The 13,668-nt window shown below is 63.4% G+C and carries 14 protein-coding genes; 3 read left to right on the forward strand and 11 right to left on the reverse strand.

From position 1 onward, the window contains the following. Positions 1-10 precede the first annotated feature (10 nt). Complete coding sequence (locus AC1L34_RS09395) at positions 11-658, forward strand: hypothetical protein (protein ID WP_480034702.1); 648 nt, start codon at positions 11-13, stop codon at positions 656-658. A 944-nt stretch (positions 659-1,602) separates the two neighbouring features. Here the strand turns inward: AC1L34_RS09395 and AC1L34_RS09400 are convergent. The 7 genes from AC1L34_RS09400 to AC1L34_RS09430 form a co-directional block, all read right to left on the reverse strand. After that, positions 1,603-3,360 (reverse strand): recombinase family protein, encoded by a 1,758-nt coding sequence (locus AC1L34_RS09400; RefSeq protein WP_480034703.1) that lies wholly within the window; start codon positions 3,358-3,360, stop codon positions 1,603-1,605. 31 nt (positions 3,361-3,391) lie between these two features. Beyond that, on the reverse strand, positions 3,392-3,802 hold the full coding sequence (locus AC1L34_RS09405; RefSeq protein ID WP_480034704.1) for a helix-turn-helix domain-containing protein: 411 nt from the start codon (positions 3,800-3,802) through the stop codon (positions 3,392-3,394). A gap of 185 nt (positions 3,803-3,987) precedes the next feature. After that, positions 3,988-4,266, reverse strand: coding sequence for a DNA-binding protein (locus tag AC1L34_RS09410; RefSeq protein ID WP_005208753.1), 279 nt, complete (start codon positions 4,264-4,266; stop codon positions 3,988-3,990). 143 nt (positions 4,267-4,409) lie between these two features. Continuing rightward, complete coding sequence (locus tag AC1L34_RS09415; protein ID WP_480034705.1) at positions 4,410-4,994, reverse strand: antirestriction protein ArdA; 585 nt, start codon at positions 4,992-4,994, stop codon at positions 4,410-4,412. Then, positions 4,987-6,012, reverse strand: coding sequence for a DNA-methyltransferase (locus tag AC1L34_RS09420; RefSeq protein ID WP_480034706.1), 1,026 nt, complete (start codon positions 6,010-6,012; stop codon positions 4,987-4,989). The genes AC1L34_RS09415 and AC1L34_RS09420 overlap by 8 nt, the downstream gene beginning before the upstream one ends. Beyond that, positions 6,009-6,983 (reverse strand): replication-relaxation family protein, encoded by a 975-nt coding sequence (locus tag AC1L34_RS09425; protein ID WP_480034707.1) that lies wholly within the window; start codon positions 6,981-6,983, stop codon positions 6,009-6,011. The genes AC1L34_RS09420 and AC1L34_RS09425 overlap by 4 nt, the downstream gene beginning before the upstream one ends. Beyond that, positions 6,980-9,091, reverse strand: a complete 2,112-nt coding sequence (locus tag AC1L34_RS09430) for a type IV secretion system DNA-binding domain-containing protein (RefSeq protein ID WP_480034708.1) — start codon at positions 9,089-9,091, stop codon at positions 6,980-6,982. Before AC1L34_RS09430 ends, AC1L34_RS09425 begins: the two co-directional genes overlap by 4 nt. A gap of 212 nt (positions 9,092-9,303) precedes the next feature. Between AC1L34_RS09430 and AC1L34_RS09435 the strand changes: the two genes are divergently transcribed. Continuing rightward, positions 9,304-10,617 carry an ISL3 family transposase gene (locus tag AC1L34_RS09435; RefSeq protein ID WP_480034709.1) on the forward strand — a complete coding sequence of 438 codons (1,314 nt, stop codon included), beginning with the start codon at positions 9,304-9,306 and terminating at the stop codon, positions 10,615-10,617. A 355-nt stretch (positions 10,618-10,972) separates the two neighbouring features. On the opposite strand, the gene AC1L34_RS09440 is transcribed toward AC1L34_RS09435, so the two are convergent. From AC1L34_RS09440 to AC1L34_RS09455, 4 genes are all read right to left on the reverse strand, one after another. Continuing rightward, positions 10,973-11,170, reverse strand: a complete 198-nt coding sequence (locus AC1L34_RS09440; RefSeq protein ID WP_480034710.1) for a hypothetical protein — start codon at positions 11,168-11,170, stop codon at positions 10,973-10,975. After that, positions 11,167-11,697, reverse strand: a complete 531-nt coding sequence (locus tag AC1L34_RS09445; RefSeq protein ID WP_480034711.1) for a hypothetical protein — start codon at positions 11,695-11,697, stop codon at positions 11,167-11,169. Before AC1L34_RS09445 ends, AC1L34_RS09440 begins: the two co-directional genes overlap by 4 nt. A 102-nt stretch (positions 11,698-11,799) precedes the next feature. Further along, a complete protein-coding gene (locus AC1L34_RS09450) occupies positions 11,800-12,030 on the reverse strand; it encodes a hypothetical protein (protein WP_480034712.1) in 231 nt (76 codons plus the stop codon). After that, on the reverse strand, positions 12,027-12,377 hold the full coding sequence (locus tag AC1L34_RS09455) for a hypothetical protein (protein ID WP_005208774.1): 351 nt from the start codon (positions 12,375-12,377) through the stop codon (positions 12,027-12,029). Before AC1L34_RS09455 ends, AC1L34_RS09450 begins: the two co-directional genes overlap by 4 nt. Before the next feature lie 148 nt (positions 12,378-12,525). Here AC1L34_RS09455 and AC1L34_RS09460 point away from each other — a divergent pair, with 148 nt between their 5' ends. Then, positions 12,526-13,461 (forward strand): hypothetical protein, encoded by a 936-nt coding sequence (locus tag AC1L34_RS09460; protein ID WP_480034713.1) that lies wholly within the window; start codon positions 12,526-12,528, stop codon positions 13,459-13,461. The last annotated feature ends 207 nt before the right edge of the window (positions 13,462-13,668 follow it).

Here is a 13,668-nt window from a genome sequence, read left to right on the forward strand (position 1 = left end):
TGAGGACGAAATGAAGCTTGATATTCTTGGTGGTCGGCTAGGTGCGCCGATGACGTACGAGCAGTTCGCGCAGCGAGCCCACGCGATGTTGACCGGCCTGCCGCAGTTTCCTTCTGGTCGATGGATTCGGCTTGGTGACGTAGAGGACCCAGTCACTCACGAACTAAACAAGATTCCCGTAAATCCGAACGATCCGGCGTCCCTTGCGGCGGCGATCGAGACCACCAGCCGTCGAGGAACTGCGTGGAGAATGATGATCTTTCGCGGTATGGAGCTCTTTGTACGGGTGCAGGCCTACGACGGCCGGAGCTACCGGATCATCATCGAACTCGACCTGCCCGACGACGACTCGCCTCAAATACGCGAGACAATCCATCAGTACATGGCCGCCATCGTCGGAGCATGGCAGCCGACATGGCTGAAAGTCGGCCCCCGCGAGTTTGGGAAGCAGCAGGGGATCAAAGGGATGCCGGACGAGATCTACGTGGGCTGGGACACCTACCTGGCACCGGAGGTTCCTCTCGACCTCGAGGTGCTCGGCGATTCGGTGAGAGTAGTTCCCCGTGCTGCTGGCGGACGGTACATCACTCTCGATGGCACGCCTGCCGAACCGAACCTTCAGCAGGCGCTGCTGGTGCGGAAAGCGCTCGGGTACTAGGAGGTTCGGCAGGCCTTAGTTTCAGTACAACGGCGGCTACTGACGACTGCGATCGTTGGCGGCCGTCGAGCACCGATGCTTCATGAAGAGTTCGCGCAGGGAGCACACGCGATGCTGACGCGCCTGACGCCATACCTGTCAAGGCATTGGACTCGATTGGGCGACATCGAGGCCCGGACATCACCCCCATAAAACGAGGCTAGCTCGTAAGGTTTAGTCCATTTGTCGATAATGTTGCGTTTATCAGACACAACCCCTGCAATACTCAAGCCGTCCCATCGAGAGCATTTCGAACGGGAACAGTTCAGCGCTCACAAAAGATTGGACGAGACCATGGATGACAGGCAATTCACCAGGCTCGATAATCTGCTTACGAAGATTTCCCAACAACTCGACATTCTCACTGCCGAGCGACGCGTGAGCAGCATAAGAAGGAGATCGACACCCTGAAGTTCATATCGGAACGCTGACTAAGTTAGGCAAAGGCTGACTGACCACGAACGAGTTTGGTCTCTACCCGTCTATGTGAAGAGACGAAACCCAGAATGGACTGCCTGGCACTGAGCTGTCCGGCTCAGGCTAAGAGAGTGGCACGCGACCCAGCGCAACGGTCGCGCGGCAGCCACTGTTAAAAGCTGTACACCGCCCTGTGGCTCTCCGTGTTCGACACCGCACCCTGTCTGGCCGGGGTAGCCACTACGCCTTGGTGGGTAGTCATCATGCCGGACAGGGTTGACATAGTGACTACCAATAATTCTCTTGATCAGTCCGGATCATTCCTGGATCATTCCGGTTCACGACCCGGCGCTCTCCTCGCGCCCGCCTTAAACCTCACGAGATCCTCACAACAGGGGTTGGTCTCTATTGGTCTCAAGTTGTAGAAGCCATAGGTCCAGCTACTTCTATTGGTCTCATTGCGACCCAGTTCGGCGACGTTTACGGACTTAGAATCTGCAAAGTGTCGGTTCGAATCCGACTGGGGGCACCAAAACGTTCTTACTCGAACCGACACGGAACATGTCGGCGAGCCGGAACCGATGGTTCAATCCAAACTCCCCGGAATCTCCGGGGAGTTTTTGGTTTTTCAGCACGTCAGAGACGTGCAGTGCTTCGACGTCACTGGCCTCCGTGTCGGCGCCTTGCCAGCGTGTGAACGCATGTGCTGCGTCGCGCAGCTCATGGATGGCTGGTGTGAGTTCGTCGGTGACGACACCGCCGTCGTCGAGCCAGAGCTTGCTGAAGCTGGCGGTGTTGAGGTCGCGTCGTCCATCCTCGGGCGCGCGCAGGTAGAGCGACTGCGGGTCGTCGAGCAGGTCGAGGTATTGCTGGAGCTTGCGGGCACCGAGTTCGAGTTGGTCGCCGGTGTCGTCGAGGCCCTGCTGCGCGCGGGTGCGTTCGACCTGGATCTTGCGCAGCCGTGCGCGGATCTTGTCGGCCGCGAGCTCACCGTCCGAGGCGAGATCGATCAGTCGCTCCTCCTGCTGGGCGAGCTTGTCGAGCTTCTTGCGGTAGGCGGTGTACAGGTCACGGACACGAGCCTGTGCATCGGCCATCGATACGTCGATGGCCTCGCGAATGTAGTCCAGGAACTCCGGTGGCAGTCCGAGCTTGGCGTAGTGGTCGAGGACGTACCACTCAACGTCGAGCACCGGCAGATGCGGGAGATCGCATTCACCGCGTTGGCGGGCCAGACACAGGTAGTAGGCGTAGTTGCCGCCGTTGCCTTTCGCCTCGGTGTAGACCAGTCTCGAGATGCGACCGTTGACGCGGCAGCGCTCGCAGTACAGCAGGCCCTTGAGGTAGTGGTAGAGCACGCGGTCACGTTGTCCTCGGGCGGAGCGGTCTTCGATGACCTTCTGGACGCGCTCGAACAGGTCGGCGGGGATGATCGGCTGGTGTCGACCCGGGAAGGTTTCGCCCTTGTAGCGGACGATGCCGATGTAGTACGGGTCGCTCAGCATCCGGTGCAGGTGTGATCGTGACAGTTCCTTTGCGCCGCCGCGTCCCTGCGGGCGAGCCCGGAGCCCGAGGTCGGCCATGGTTTCTTGGAGGCGGTCGATGGAGTAGTCGCCGGTGGCATACATTTCGAAGGCTTGCTTGATCAGCGGTGCACGTTCCTCGTCGACGGCGATGCCGTTGACCTGCCGCCCGTCGTGTTCGATGCGCACGTTGCGGTAGCCAACCGGAGCGCGGCCGTTGGTGCCGCCCATCTGCGCCTTGTGCCGCATCTTGACCTTGATGTCCTCTCCGGACATCCGCACCTGGACCTCGTTGATGATGTCGGTGACTGCTTCCATGGCGTCGGCCATGATGCCCTCGCCGAAGTCTTCCTTGGCGGAGACCAGTTTGACGCCCATCGCTTCGAGCCGTCGTTTGGTGATGACCGCGTCGCCGAGGTTGCGGAAGGCGCGCGAGCGCATGTAGATGATCACCAGCGAGACATCCGGATGTTCGCCGAGGTAGGCGAGTAATTGCTTGAAGACCGGCCGCTTGTCGATGGTCTGCGCCGATGCGCCCGGCTCGACGAACTCCTTCTCGATCAGGGCGCCCATCCGAGCGGCCTTGGCGTGGTTGGCCTCACGCTGGGTGGCGATCGAGTTGCCTTCGGCGTCGACGTCAGCGCCGGTGTCCATCTGTCTCGTGGTCGAGACGCGCAGGTACGAGACGGCGATCTGCGGACCGGTCGTGGTGTGGTTTGTCATGTCCCTTTTCCTCCTTTCTGCCCGAGCTGGGCTAGCTGCTGGTCGCCGGATCGATGTCGTACACGGATGCCGGTGCAAGTTCGGTCGTGGTCGTGTCCAGCAGGCGTTCGACGTAGCGCTCCAGGCGGGCGACCGCGTCCGGTGGCAGCTGGCGGATCTTCTCTTCGAGGTCGTCGCCGAGCTGCGACAGCGATGCGGGCGTTTTGTAGCCGGCGGCGGCGTACATGCTGTACAGCGATAGCCCGAGCGGTTCGGCGAGTGCCGCAATGTGCGCCGGATTGACCTTCAGTACCTGACCTTTCTCCAGCTTGGATATCTGCCCCTGTGCGACGCCGGAAGCCTCCGAGAGTGCGCGGAACGTGAAGCCTGCATTTAGTCGCGCATCGTGAACGAGGCTGCCGAGAGAATTATCGGCAGCCGATTGAATAGCGTTGCTTGTCATTATTTAATTCCTCCCATTCATTTTCTATTTTATAGAAATTGTTTCGAAATGGGAATGATGATTGTTCATTCCACATCGAATAAAGGAGAGGCTTCTCTTGTTTAGTTGGTGTCGAATTGGCGGGAGCCAGCGAGTCCTTGCGGATCTCGGGGCTGGCTCCCGCCGAGGACGGACGGCCCGGTGGGCTATCCCTTGGTGCCGCGACCACGGGTGGTCTTCGGCGCTTGCGTTGTGGACGAGCCGAACAGGGCCGAGAGGGCCTGTCGCTGCAGTTCGGCATCCTTCTCGATCTCGGCGCGAAGTTCCTCGGCCTTGGCGGTGATCGCGGGATCGTTGGCCAGGGTGTCGAGGTGCTTCTCGATGGCGGTGCGGATGGTGTCCGTGACCGTCATACCGCTGAGCTTCGACAGCATGCCGATGCGAGCGTGCAGTTCGTCGTCCAGTCGGACGGCAAGGGTCTTCATGACCGTCTCCTCCTTCCTGAGGGTGTTTGTCCGAACGGTTCCGCGCGGGAGTCGTTCGGCCACTTCCTCGGGGTGTTGCGACCGGTGAAGGCGGGATGCCTTCACGATTTCGGCCGCAGGCCCCCGACGAAGGGCCCTCCCATCTACGGGATGGTGAAGACGTAGATATGGCCGTCGGGTGAGCGTTCGAAGTGCACGTCACCTGACAGTTCGGCGTCGCGGGCGAAGCCTGCATAGTTGATCGACACATAGCCGCGGAGCGCATCTGGCACTGCCCGGTCGATCTCGGTTTCAAGCCCGTTGTGCAGCACGTCGCGCGCCCAGTCCTCCGGCGAGTCGTATTCGCCGCCATAGGAGTCGGTGAACGAATCGAGCATGTCGGGATCAGCATCGTGCAGTTGCGCGTAGGCCGCGAACGCCGCACCGTGCTCGGCGATACCGCGCGCCACCCGGGCCACCACGTCGAGCTGCTCGTACTCGCCGACCTGGAACGGGTCGAACTCGTCGTAGTCGAAGATGCCGTACTCCTCGGCGTCCGGCTCGTGGCTGCTGGCCAGGATGTGCTGAACGGCGTCGCGCAGCTCCTCGTCGGTGACGGCGGCATCGAGCCAATCGCCGTGCAGGCGCCCGGCGTTGTAGTCGGCCAGACTGCCGACCCAGATGCGCGGCTGCAAGGTTGGCTGCTGCTCGCGCTCGGGCTGCTGTGGTTGTTGATCTTTCTCATTCATGGATCACCTCCTTTCGTATACGGGTGACACGCTCGCCGTCGATGCGGTCGATGGCCAGCGCGACATAGTCAGGGTTGAGCTCGATACCGAGCCAGTCGCGGCCGAGTGTTTCGGCGGCGATGGCGGTGGTACCGGAGCCGATGAACGGGTCGAGCACCAGACCTGGCTCGCTTGCCGCGTCGCAGTCGCACATCGCTCGTAGGGCCAGGCGGGTCGCGACCGCGCCGAGTCGCCGCACCGGGCGCTTGTACGCCGCTCGGCACTGGCTGCAGCGTTGTTCGGGGCAGCCGGCCTCGACCATCCGCCGCGCCAGGCTGACCGGGAAGGTCGCGAAATGCGGGCCACGGTAGCCGCTGACGGCCAACCGCCAGACATCGCCGGGATTCTTCCCGAGCGGATGGCCGAGTAGCCCAGCGGCGTGTAGTGCGGTCAGTCCCCGGTCACCGTCGCTGTTCGGCCCCAGCCAGGCTGGCCGAGCCGGCTTCCGCGATGCCGGCCTCGTCGACGCCCTGCGTTTCGGTGGGCGGCTGACGTGCGGCTCACGGATGGCATCGAGGTCGAAGAAGTAGGTCGGCGAACGGGCGAGTACGTAGATGAACTCGTGCTTGGTGGCGAGTCGGTCCGCAACGCTGGTCGGGATCGTGTTCGTCTTGGCCCACACGATCTTGTTGCGCACCAGCCAGCCGTCGGAGACCAGCTGCAGCGCCAGACGCTCCGGCCCGAGCAGCAGACTCTTGCGGCCGGCCCCCTCGGCCGGTTTGGTGCTGTAGCTGTCCCCCAGGTTCAGCCAGACCGTCCCGGTCGGCACGAGCACCCGCCGCACCTCGACGAGCAGCGTGTGAAGCCCAGCGACCCATTCGTCGACATGTGCTTCGAGCCCGAGCTGGTTGTCGTGGTCGTAGTTGCGCAGCCGAAAGTAGGGCGGGCTGGTCACCACGCAGTCGACCGACGCATCCGGCAGCTCCCGCAGGCGGTCGAGTGCGTCGCCGATGAGGATCTGGTTGCGAGGCAGGCTCATGCCGTACCTCCGGCCAGCACCTGCGCCAACGTGTTCGGCGTGGCGTAGCGAAACATCGCCGCCGTCAGGCTGTGGCTGCGGTGGACGGCGGCTTCGAGCTTCGCGGCACGCTCGGCGGTGGTCAGAAGCCAGACCACCAGCGGGAAGCTGCCACGGCGGTCTTGTTCGATTCCGCTGCGGCGGTAGTCCTCGTACTGCTGACACTTACGGATCAACGTCGGCAGCGACTCGGTGCCCAGGTCGACCTCGATGAAGGTCCGGTCGACAAAGTCGGCTGTCGTGATCTCCGTGTACAGGTCGGGCTGCAACCAGCGCGGCTCACCGCTCGGACCGAGATACTTGCGCCAGGAGGCCGGTTCGACCTCCACGACGACATTCTCGATGGCCTCGATGCGGCGGTGCTGATCCAGTAGGACATGGACATCGGCGATGGCCAGACAGTGGCGCAGGAAGCGCTCCGAGGGCTCACCTGAGCGACGCCGCTTGTCGTCGCCGTAGACGATGCGGAGCCCACTCGCGCTCAGTCGCCACACGGTTACCCCGCTACCCGATCCCAGGCCGCCGACCCGTCGATCGAGTGAGCGGATCAGCCCATCGCGCTGGAGCCGGGCGAGCACCCGCCGAGCGACCCGCGCCCCGGTCGCTGCCGCTTCATGGTCGACGAAGCAGAAGCGCTGCACTTGATGGGTAGTCAGGTACCGGTGGTCGGCCACCAGCCGGAGGACATCGCGATCGCGGTCCGAGAGTTGATCGGTCAACCGCGCCAATTGGCGAGCCCCCACCCGGCGACCCGCGCCGCGCGGAGGAGCTTCGGACGACGAAGAGGTCGAAGTATTCGGCTCCCTAGAACCGGGGAACTCATCGCCGACCTGCGCACTCACCATGTCGTCACCGGAAGCGGCCGGTACGCCGAGCGGTAGCCCTGCGCCCGGGGTGTATCCGCCGGGAGCGGTCGGTCGTACGGCACTCATTTGCCACCTCCTGGCCGGCGACTACGCCCAAACGACTCGTCCGCCGTGGCCTTGCCATTCCAGCCGCCGATGGCGAGTAGTTCGGCTTCGACGTCTCGGAGCGGACGGCCATAGCGAGCCCGTGACATCGCCCGGACCTGTGCGGCCGACTGGATCTTTGGGGGCAACTGGCGAGTGCGGATCGTGCACCACGGCATGCGGTCCCCGCCGACCAACAGCGATGCCTGTGCTACGAAGGCGGGAAGTTCTTGGAGGTCGCGCGGCGTGAGCACACCGTTGGTGGTGGCGGCGATGTCCTTCGCGTCCTGCGGGCTGAGCTGGAAGCAGACGCGACTGCGGGCGTGCGCCATGACCGCCTGCCGCATCGACGGGCTGAGTTGTGTCAGCGATTGGTGCGCCAGCGCCGCGAACGCCACCCCGAGACCGCGAGCCCGCCCGAGCGCATCGGCGAGATCACCGAGCCGAACGATCTCCTGAAACTCGTCGAGATACAGCATCACCGGGTGGCGCTGCGATTGCGGCAACCGGGTGCGTTCCTGCGCCGCCTGCCAGATCAGCGCCAACAGAATCGATCCCATCAACCGGGCACCCTCCGGGCCCAGCTCTGCGCTTCCCAGTGAGATGACCACGATCGGGCGCTTGTCTGGTTCCACGAACAGGTCGCGCAGCGAGAACTGCGGGCGCGACTGTCCGAACATCGCCCGCAACGATGGCCGCAACGTCAGGATCGGATCGAGCTTGTTACGCAGTGGCGCGATGACGTGCGTGCGCTCGGCATCCGACAGTGCTTCGAAGTGCGCCCAGAATGCCCCGAGCCCCAGCGGATCGGCGCTGGCGACCTTCGCCACCAGCGGTCGTCGTACCACTGCATTCGACAAGATCATCGGCAGCATCGACAGCGAGCATCCGCCCACCCGGGCGAGCGTCAACAGGGCGGCATGCAGCAGGTCGCTACTGCGCGGACCGAGCTGGTCTCCGTAGAGGCTCTTGAAGACGCCGAAGATCACGTCGGCCGACCGTTCTGGTTGGTTATCGACGAAGACCGACATCCCAACGGGACAGCTGTCGGTTGGGTCGAACACCACGATGTCGTCGTGCCGCTTCGGGTCGACGCGCTCGAGGAAGTCCGTACATGCATCGCCCTTGCCGTCGATGAGCACCACCGACCGCCCGGCGGTCGCGTCCGCCAGCGCCAGGTTCACCAACATCGTCGACTTACCGGTGCCCATGGGGCCGATCACGTGCATGACCCGCTTGGCCTCCTCCACACCCTGGCCGACTGGCCGGTCGCCGTCGAGGGTTGAGTCGCCCAGAATCCGACCTGCACGCGGAACCGGCGCGGCAACCGGAAGCTGGCGTGGGTGGGGTGAGGGCACGCCCGGTAGGTCTATGTCCTTCGGGCCGATCGGCCACCCGAGCAGCGCCGTCAGCTCCGTGACGCCCAGTTCACTCGGCCACAGCAGCGGGTCGCGCATCTCGTCGAGTGCCCGCAACGACGATCGCTTCAGGCGGAGCGCCACACCCGGGGCTTCCAGTCCACGTAGCGGCGCGGCCACGTTCCCGATCAGTCGCTGCGCCCGAGCGCGGTCACGAGATCGTGCGCCGATCCGCAGCTCACACGAGAACCGATGCTCGCCGAACTTGGTACCGACCCGTGTCCGCTGTTGGCTCGCAACATCGGAGATCAGGCGTGGACGATGACGTGGTCCCAGGATCACCTGTAGCCGCACCAGCTCCCCTCGATGGGCGCCGGAGAGTGCGGCAAGGACACCGCGGGCGACCTGTTCGGTCGACCCGACCGCCAACGGCAGCCGACGATGCCCCGGCAGGCGCACCGCCGCCGCAGCCGTCGAATCGACGGGGCGACGTCCAGCGGTAGCGCGCAGCCCAACCAGGTACGTCGACATCGCTCGTACCGCCCGTCCCGCGACGGCAGGCTCGGCCCCGAGAAACCAGTGGACCCCGCCGGCCTCGCCGCGAGCCTCCAGAACCAGACGGGGTTGACCGGCCAGGCCGGCGAGCGCACCGACGGCCGCACGCGCAGCCTCAACCGGTAGTGGAATAGGCAGCTCCAGCTTCGTCCAGGTGAACGATCCGCAGCTACTCATCGGAGTCCTCCGCATGGTCGCGCGCCTGTCGCTCGGCCTGAGCTTGAGCCTCACGCTCGGCATCGGCCATTGCCATGGCGATGATCGGGCTCTTCGAATCTAAGAGTGCGTAGGGGCGCTTTGTGACGTGGCGGGCTGACCACAAGATGTAGGCGGGCCCTGTGGTGTGAAATGGAAGTTCCTCAACAGCCACACACACCAATCAGGACCCAATGAGCGAGCATACTTGCGATGTTGCCGACACGATCTGCCGAACCGTCGAACTCGGCCTCACGATCACCGACGCCGCCGTCGACCGCCACAACGACACCCACATCTTTGCTCGAGTTCTCGACCCCGATCCGCACTGTCCCGATTGCAACATTGCAGGTCAACTACGCGATCACGCCGACCGAGTCCTCACCGACATTCCCACCGCCGGGTACCCAGTGCGACTGCACATCGCCGTGCCGCGCTACCTGTGCAGCACCAGCGAGTGCCGGCGAACAATCTTTCGGGCCAACATCGAGCACATCGCCGCCCCGCGGGCAGTGGTCACCGCCAGGACCACACGGTGGATCCTGCAACGCATCGCGACCGACAAGATGAGCGTTGCCGCGGTCGCCAAGAATCTCTCCCTCGCCTGGAAAGTGGTCAACAGGATTGCCCTGCAAGCCTGCCGAGACCTGGCCTACGGCAGCACCCACCTCGCCAACGTCCGATACCTCGGGATCGACGAGCACAAGTGGAAACACGTTCGCGGACAAGGGGACCCAAGCTTCGTGACGGTGTTGATAGATCTGACACCGGTGATCGACGGAACAGGCCCGGCACGCCTGCTGGACATGATCGCTGGCCGGGAGAAGAAGTCGGTCAAGGCCTGGATCGCCGCCCGTGATCAGGCCTTCCAGGACCGCATCCAGATTGTTGCGATGGATGGGTTCACCGGCTACAAAACCGCCACGTCCGAACAGCTCCCGAAGGCTCGGGTGGTGATGGATCCGTTTCATGTGGTGCACCTAGCCGGAGCGAAACTGGACTTGTGCCGGCAACGGATCCAGCAACTGACCTGCGGTCACCGCGGACGCAAAAGCGATCCGCTCTATCGGATCCGGCGGATCCTGCACACCCGAACCACCCTGCTCACTGACAAGCAGAAGATTCGCCTCTTTGAGTCGTTGACCAGCCATGATGACCACGTAGCGGTCGAGGTGACCCATCAGGTCTATCAACAATTGATAGCGGCCTACGAGCATCGCGAGCGTCGTGAGGGAAAGAAGCTTATGTACAAAACGCTCAAACGAATCCACCAGGGCGTGCCCTCCGCGTTGGCTGAACTGGCGCAGTTGGGTCGTAGTCTCTGGGCCCGCCGAGCCGAAATCCTGGCCTACTTCGACACCGGCGTCTCCAACGGACCCGTCGAAGCCGTCAATGGCCGCCTTGAACACCTCCGCGGCATCGCCCAAGGATTCCGCAACCTCGAGCACTACATCTTGCGGTCACTTCTACATTCAGGTCAGTTCGAAGAACGGATCAACGCACTCTGAAATCCGAAGAGCCGATGATCGCTCGCGCAATCTTGCGCACGTCGGGCTGCTCGCGTTGTTCGGAATGGACGATGATCCGTCGGCTGCGCCGGGCGCGTTTGATATCCGCCCGTTCCGCAGCCCTCCGATCCGCTCGATAGGGCGCATTCTTACTCACGCTCTCGTCGTCGTGATGTGTTGTTGACATGGATCTACCTCCTTCCCGAATTACGTGATGGACCGACTTTCGTATTGCGTTTCGAAATAGAAATGCGAGTCGTGCGGCAGACTATGAACCCAACTGACGCGAATTGCAATAGCAAATTGCCATTGTTGACCATTCCACAACGTCGACCGGAATAGTTGCCACGGGGAATCACCAGCCGCGGTACTTCGATGAGATCCGCCACCACAGGAGTGCTCCGACGCCGACGACCAGAACGACGATGCACAGGTACAGCCAGATCGCCCGCAGGATGCTGATCGCGGCGTAGAGGGCTATCGCCGCCAGGAGTACGCCGACGCACGCCTCCAGGAATCGACCGCCGATACGGCCAGGGTCGCCGCCACTCACGGCAATCGCCGAATCTCGGCGAGCAGACCCGATACCAGCCCAGCCTCGTGACAGGTCGCGACAAAGCGGCTCTGGTCGAACGGAAACCGCCCGATGACGCCCATGAGGAAGATCTGACCCACCAGATCCGCGGTCAGCAGCTCGTACGGCAGACTGCCCTTGCCGAACCCGGCCAGGGTCAACTCGTTGAGGTGCCACTGGGCGAGCTCCAGCTCATCGTCGAGGTTGAAGCTCAGCCCCAGGCGCACGTGGTGCACGTCGTGGTAGTAGCGGAACCGGATGTTGTCCTCCGGAGACTCGTAGATCGTCGACTCACAGAACAGGCTGCTCACCGGTAGCGGATCACCCGTCTCCTGCGAGTGGGCGAATGCGCCGCGCAGCTGTTGATAGGTGCTCGGTGCAGCCGCGACGCCGACCCAGCCGAAGCCGAACTCTCGAATCGTGAGGTCGGCCTGTTCGCGGACGAAGCGGGTCAACTCGGCGCGGCTGGCGCGCAGATCTGACGCCGTAGGGTGAGAGGTGGTCATGACGTGACTCCTTGACGTGTTCATCGGCGTGAAGAGGTTGAGAAGTGTTGTGGCCGTTCGGTCTGGCCGAGCGCAGGCACGCGCTCGGCCAGACCTTCCGATCTATTGCGGCGGTGGATCGATGCGGTTACGGTGCGCCGTGTCGATCATCTGGTGAATCGCCGACGCGGCCATCCGGTTGATACGCGCCTCGGCCTGCCGCTGCGCCCGACGTGTTCGCGCGATCTCCGCCCGTCGATCGGCCTCGATCTGTACGAAGACATGACGCGCCCCGATCAGCAGCACGATGAACACAGTCAGCGCGAGGACCGCAAGGACCGCGACGACGCTCATCGACGGTTCACCTCCCGGGCGGTATCTGCGACCGCCTGACCCATGCCGATGACCGCCATCGTCTTGATGAAGTCCAGGTCACCGGACGCGGCCGGCACGGCCAGAGCGAGCTGCTGCTGCACCTGCGCGACCAGGGCTGCCTGCTGCATGGCGCAGGCGCCAGTACGGGCGATGGCTTCGACCTTCGCCTGCTGAACCTCGCCGGCGGCGGCGATCGCGGCCGAACGGAGCTCGGTCGACTGGTCGATCGCAGCCAACTCCCGCGCCGTCTGACGCGAGAGTCGACCGCCAGGCGCGGACGGGGGTGGAACGATGGACTGCTGTGTGTAGCGCTCGATGGCCGACATGGCACGAGCCCCCTTCGGTGAATCGGAGTTCGCCAGGCTGTTGCACTGACACGAACACCGTCGCAACGAGGCGCGGGACATCGAGAGAATCGGAAAGGAATCGGAACGAGGGTCTGCGCACCAGTACGCTCACTTCAGGAGGTGGCGAGTGGACGATGCGCGTCAGCACGATGCTGCAGATCTCACCGACGACCTGCTGTTCATGCGCAAGGGGCCTGGGTTCACCGCCAAGCGGATCGTCAACGCGGGCACGCTCCGTCACGTGCTCGGGGGGTGTGAGGAGCCGTTCGACAACCTGCGCGACCGGTTCGTCTCGGCGATTCAGTCGCTGCGAGGTCCCGAGCCGGCCACACTGCTCGCCGCGTACGGTCTCGCGCCTGACTACGTCGATCTACCCGTGCTCCGGCAGCGACGCGAACGCTACGGCCGCACGATCAACCGCAAGGTCGACACCGTCGCCGATCGGGAGGATGCAGCGATCGAACACCTGCGCGTCCAGCTACTGACTGGCTGGTACACGCAGTCGCCGGTTTCGGCCCGAATACCGGAGATGCACAACGGAATCATCCAGGAGTCCGTTCACGTCTCGACGCTGGTCGTCGATCGACAGTGGCAGGAGACCCGCGAGCACTACCGCTTCATGGCACTGTTCGACGAAGCCGACTACATCGCGATCAGCAGCTCCTATCCAGGCCGCCCCATCCCCGAGGGCGACTTCGCAGTGAAAACCGTCCGCACGGGACAGAGCTTCAGTCACCAGTTCTGGCACAACGGCCCCATGAAGCGGGGGCGAACCTACGACCTGCGGTTCCGGCTGGTTCCAGACGATGACTACGGCCAGCCCGAGGCGATAGTCGAAGAGTCGCGAGCGTTCCACGAGCGCACCCTCACCGCCACGATCGAGGTCGAGTTCCGAGGGCCGACGCCGCACCAGGCCTGGAGCTACGAACGCCTGACATTCTTCGAACGCCCTGGTGAGCCGAATGCGGGTAAACGGATCGACCTCACGGAATCGAAGGCCGCGCAATTGCAGACCCACGACCAGTACGGCGGACTGTTCAGCGGAATTGCATGGAATTGGTGACGTCGTCAGCGTCAACGGCAACTTGAGCGTATCAACTCATGGGAGATTCTTAAATCATCATGAATTTGATATAATTGAATCAATAATGGTCGGCAATTTATGTACATTATTGAAATCCCCTGCACTGGTTCACGAGTTCGTGGAGGCGTGCCAACACGCCGTGGGCTCGCCCTACCGCTGGGCGGCTGGACTTGCGGGTAGAGTGCG

The organism is Gordonia sp. 34D, from assembly GCF_056682775.1.

Bases quoted from the DNA above. Each gene is read 5' to 3' on its own strand.
- AC1L34_RS09395 (WP_480034702.1), top strand. From the start codon at position 11: ATGAAGCTTGATATTCTTGGTGGTCGGCTAGGTGCGCCGATGACGTAC.
- AC1L34_RS09400 (WP_480034703.1), bottom strand. From the start codon at position 3,360: ATGACAAACCACACCACGACCGGTCCGCAGATCGCCGTCTCGTACCTG.
- AC1L34_RS09405 (WP_480034704.1), bottom strand. From the start codon at position 3,802: ATGACAAGCAACGCTATTCAATCGGCTGCCGATAATTCTCTCGGCAGC.
- AC1L34_RS09410 (WP_005208753.1), bottom strand. From the start codon at position 4,266: ATGAAGACCCTTGCCGTCCGACTGGACGACGAACTGCACGCTCGCATC.
- AC1L34_RS09415 (WP_480034705.1), bottom strand. From the start codon at position 4,994: ATGAATGAGAAAGATCAACAACCACAGCAGCCCGAGCGCGAGCAGCAG.
- AC1L34_RS09420 (WP_480034706.1), bottom strand. From the start codon at position 6,012: ATGAGCCTGCCTCGCAACCAGATCCTCATCGGCGACGCACTCGACCGC.
- AC1L34_RS09425 (WP_480034707.1), bottom strand. From the start codon at position 6,983: ATGAGTGCCGTACGACCGACCGCTCCCGGCGGATACACCCCGGGCGCA.
- AC1L34_RS09430 (WP_480034708.1), bottom strand. From the start codon at position 9,091: ATGAGTAGCTGCGGATCGTTCACCTGGACGAAGCTGGAGCTGCCTATT.
- AC1L34_RS09435 (WP_480034709.1), top strand. From the start codon at position 9,304: ATGAGCGAGCATACTTGCGATGTTGCCGACACGATCTGCCGAACCGTC.
- AC1L34_RS09445 (WP_480034711.1), bottom strand. From the start codon at position 11,697: ATGACCACCTCTCACCCTACGGCGTCAGATCTGCGCGCCAGCCGCGCC.
- AC1L34_RS09450 (WP_480034712.1), bottom strand. From the start codon at position 12,030: ATGAGCGTCGTCGCGGTCCTTGCGGTCCTCGCGCTGACTGTGTTCATC.
- AC1L34_RS09455 (WP_005208774.1), bottom strand. From the start codon at position 12,377: ATGTCGGCCATCGAGCGCTACACACAGCAGTCCATCGTTCCACCCCCG.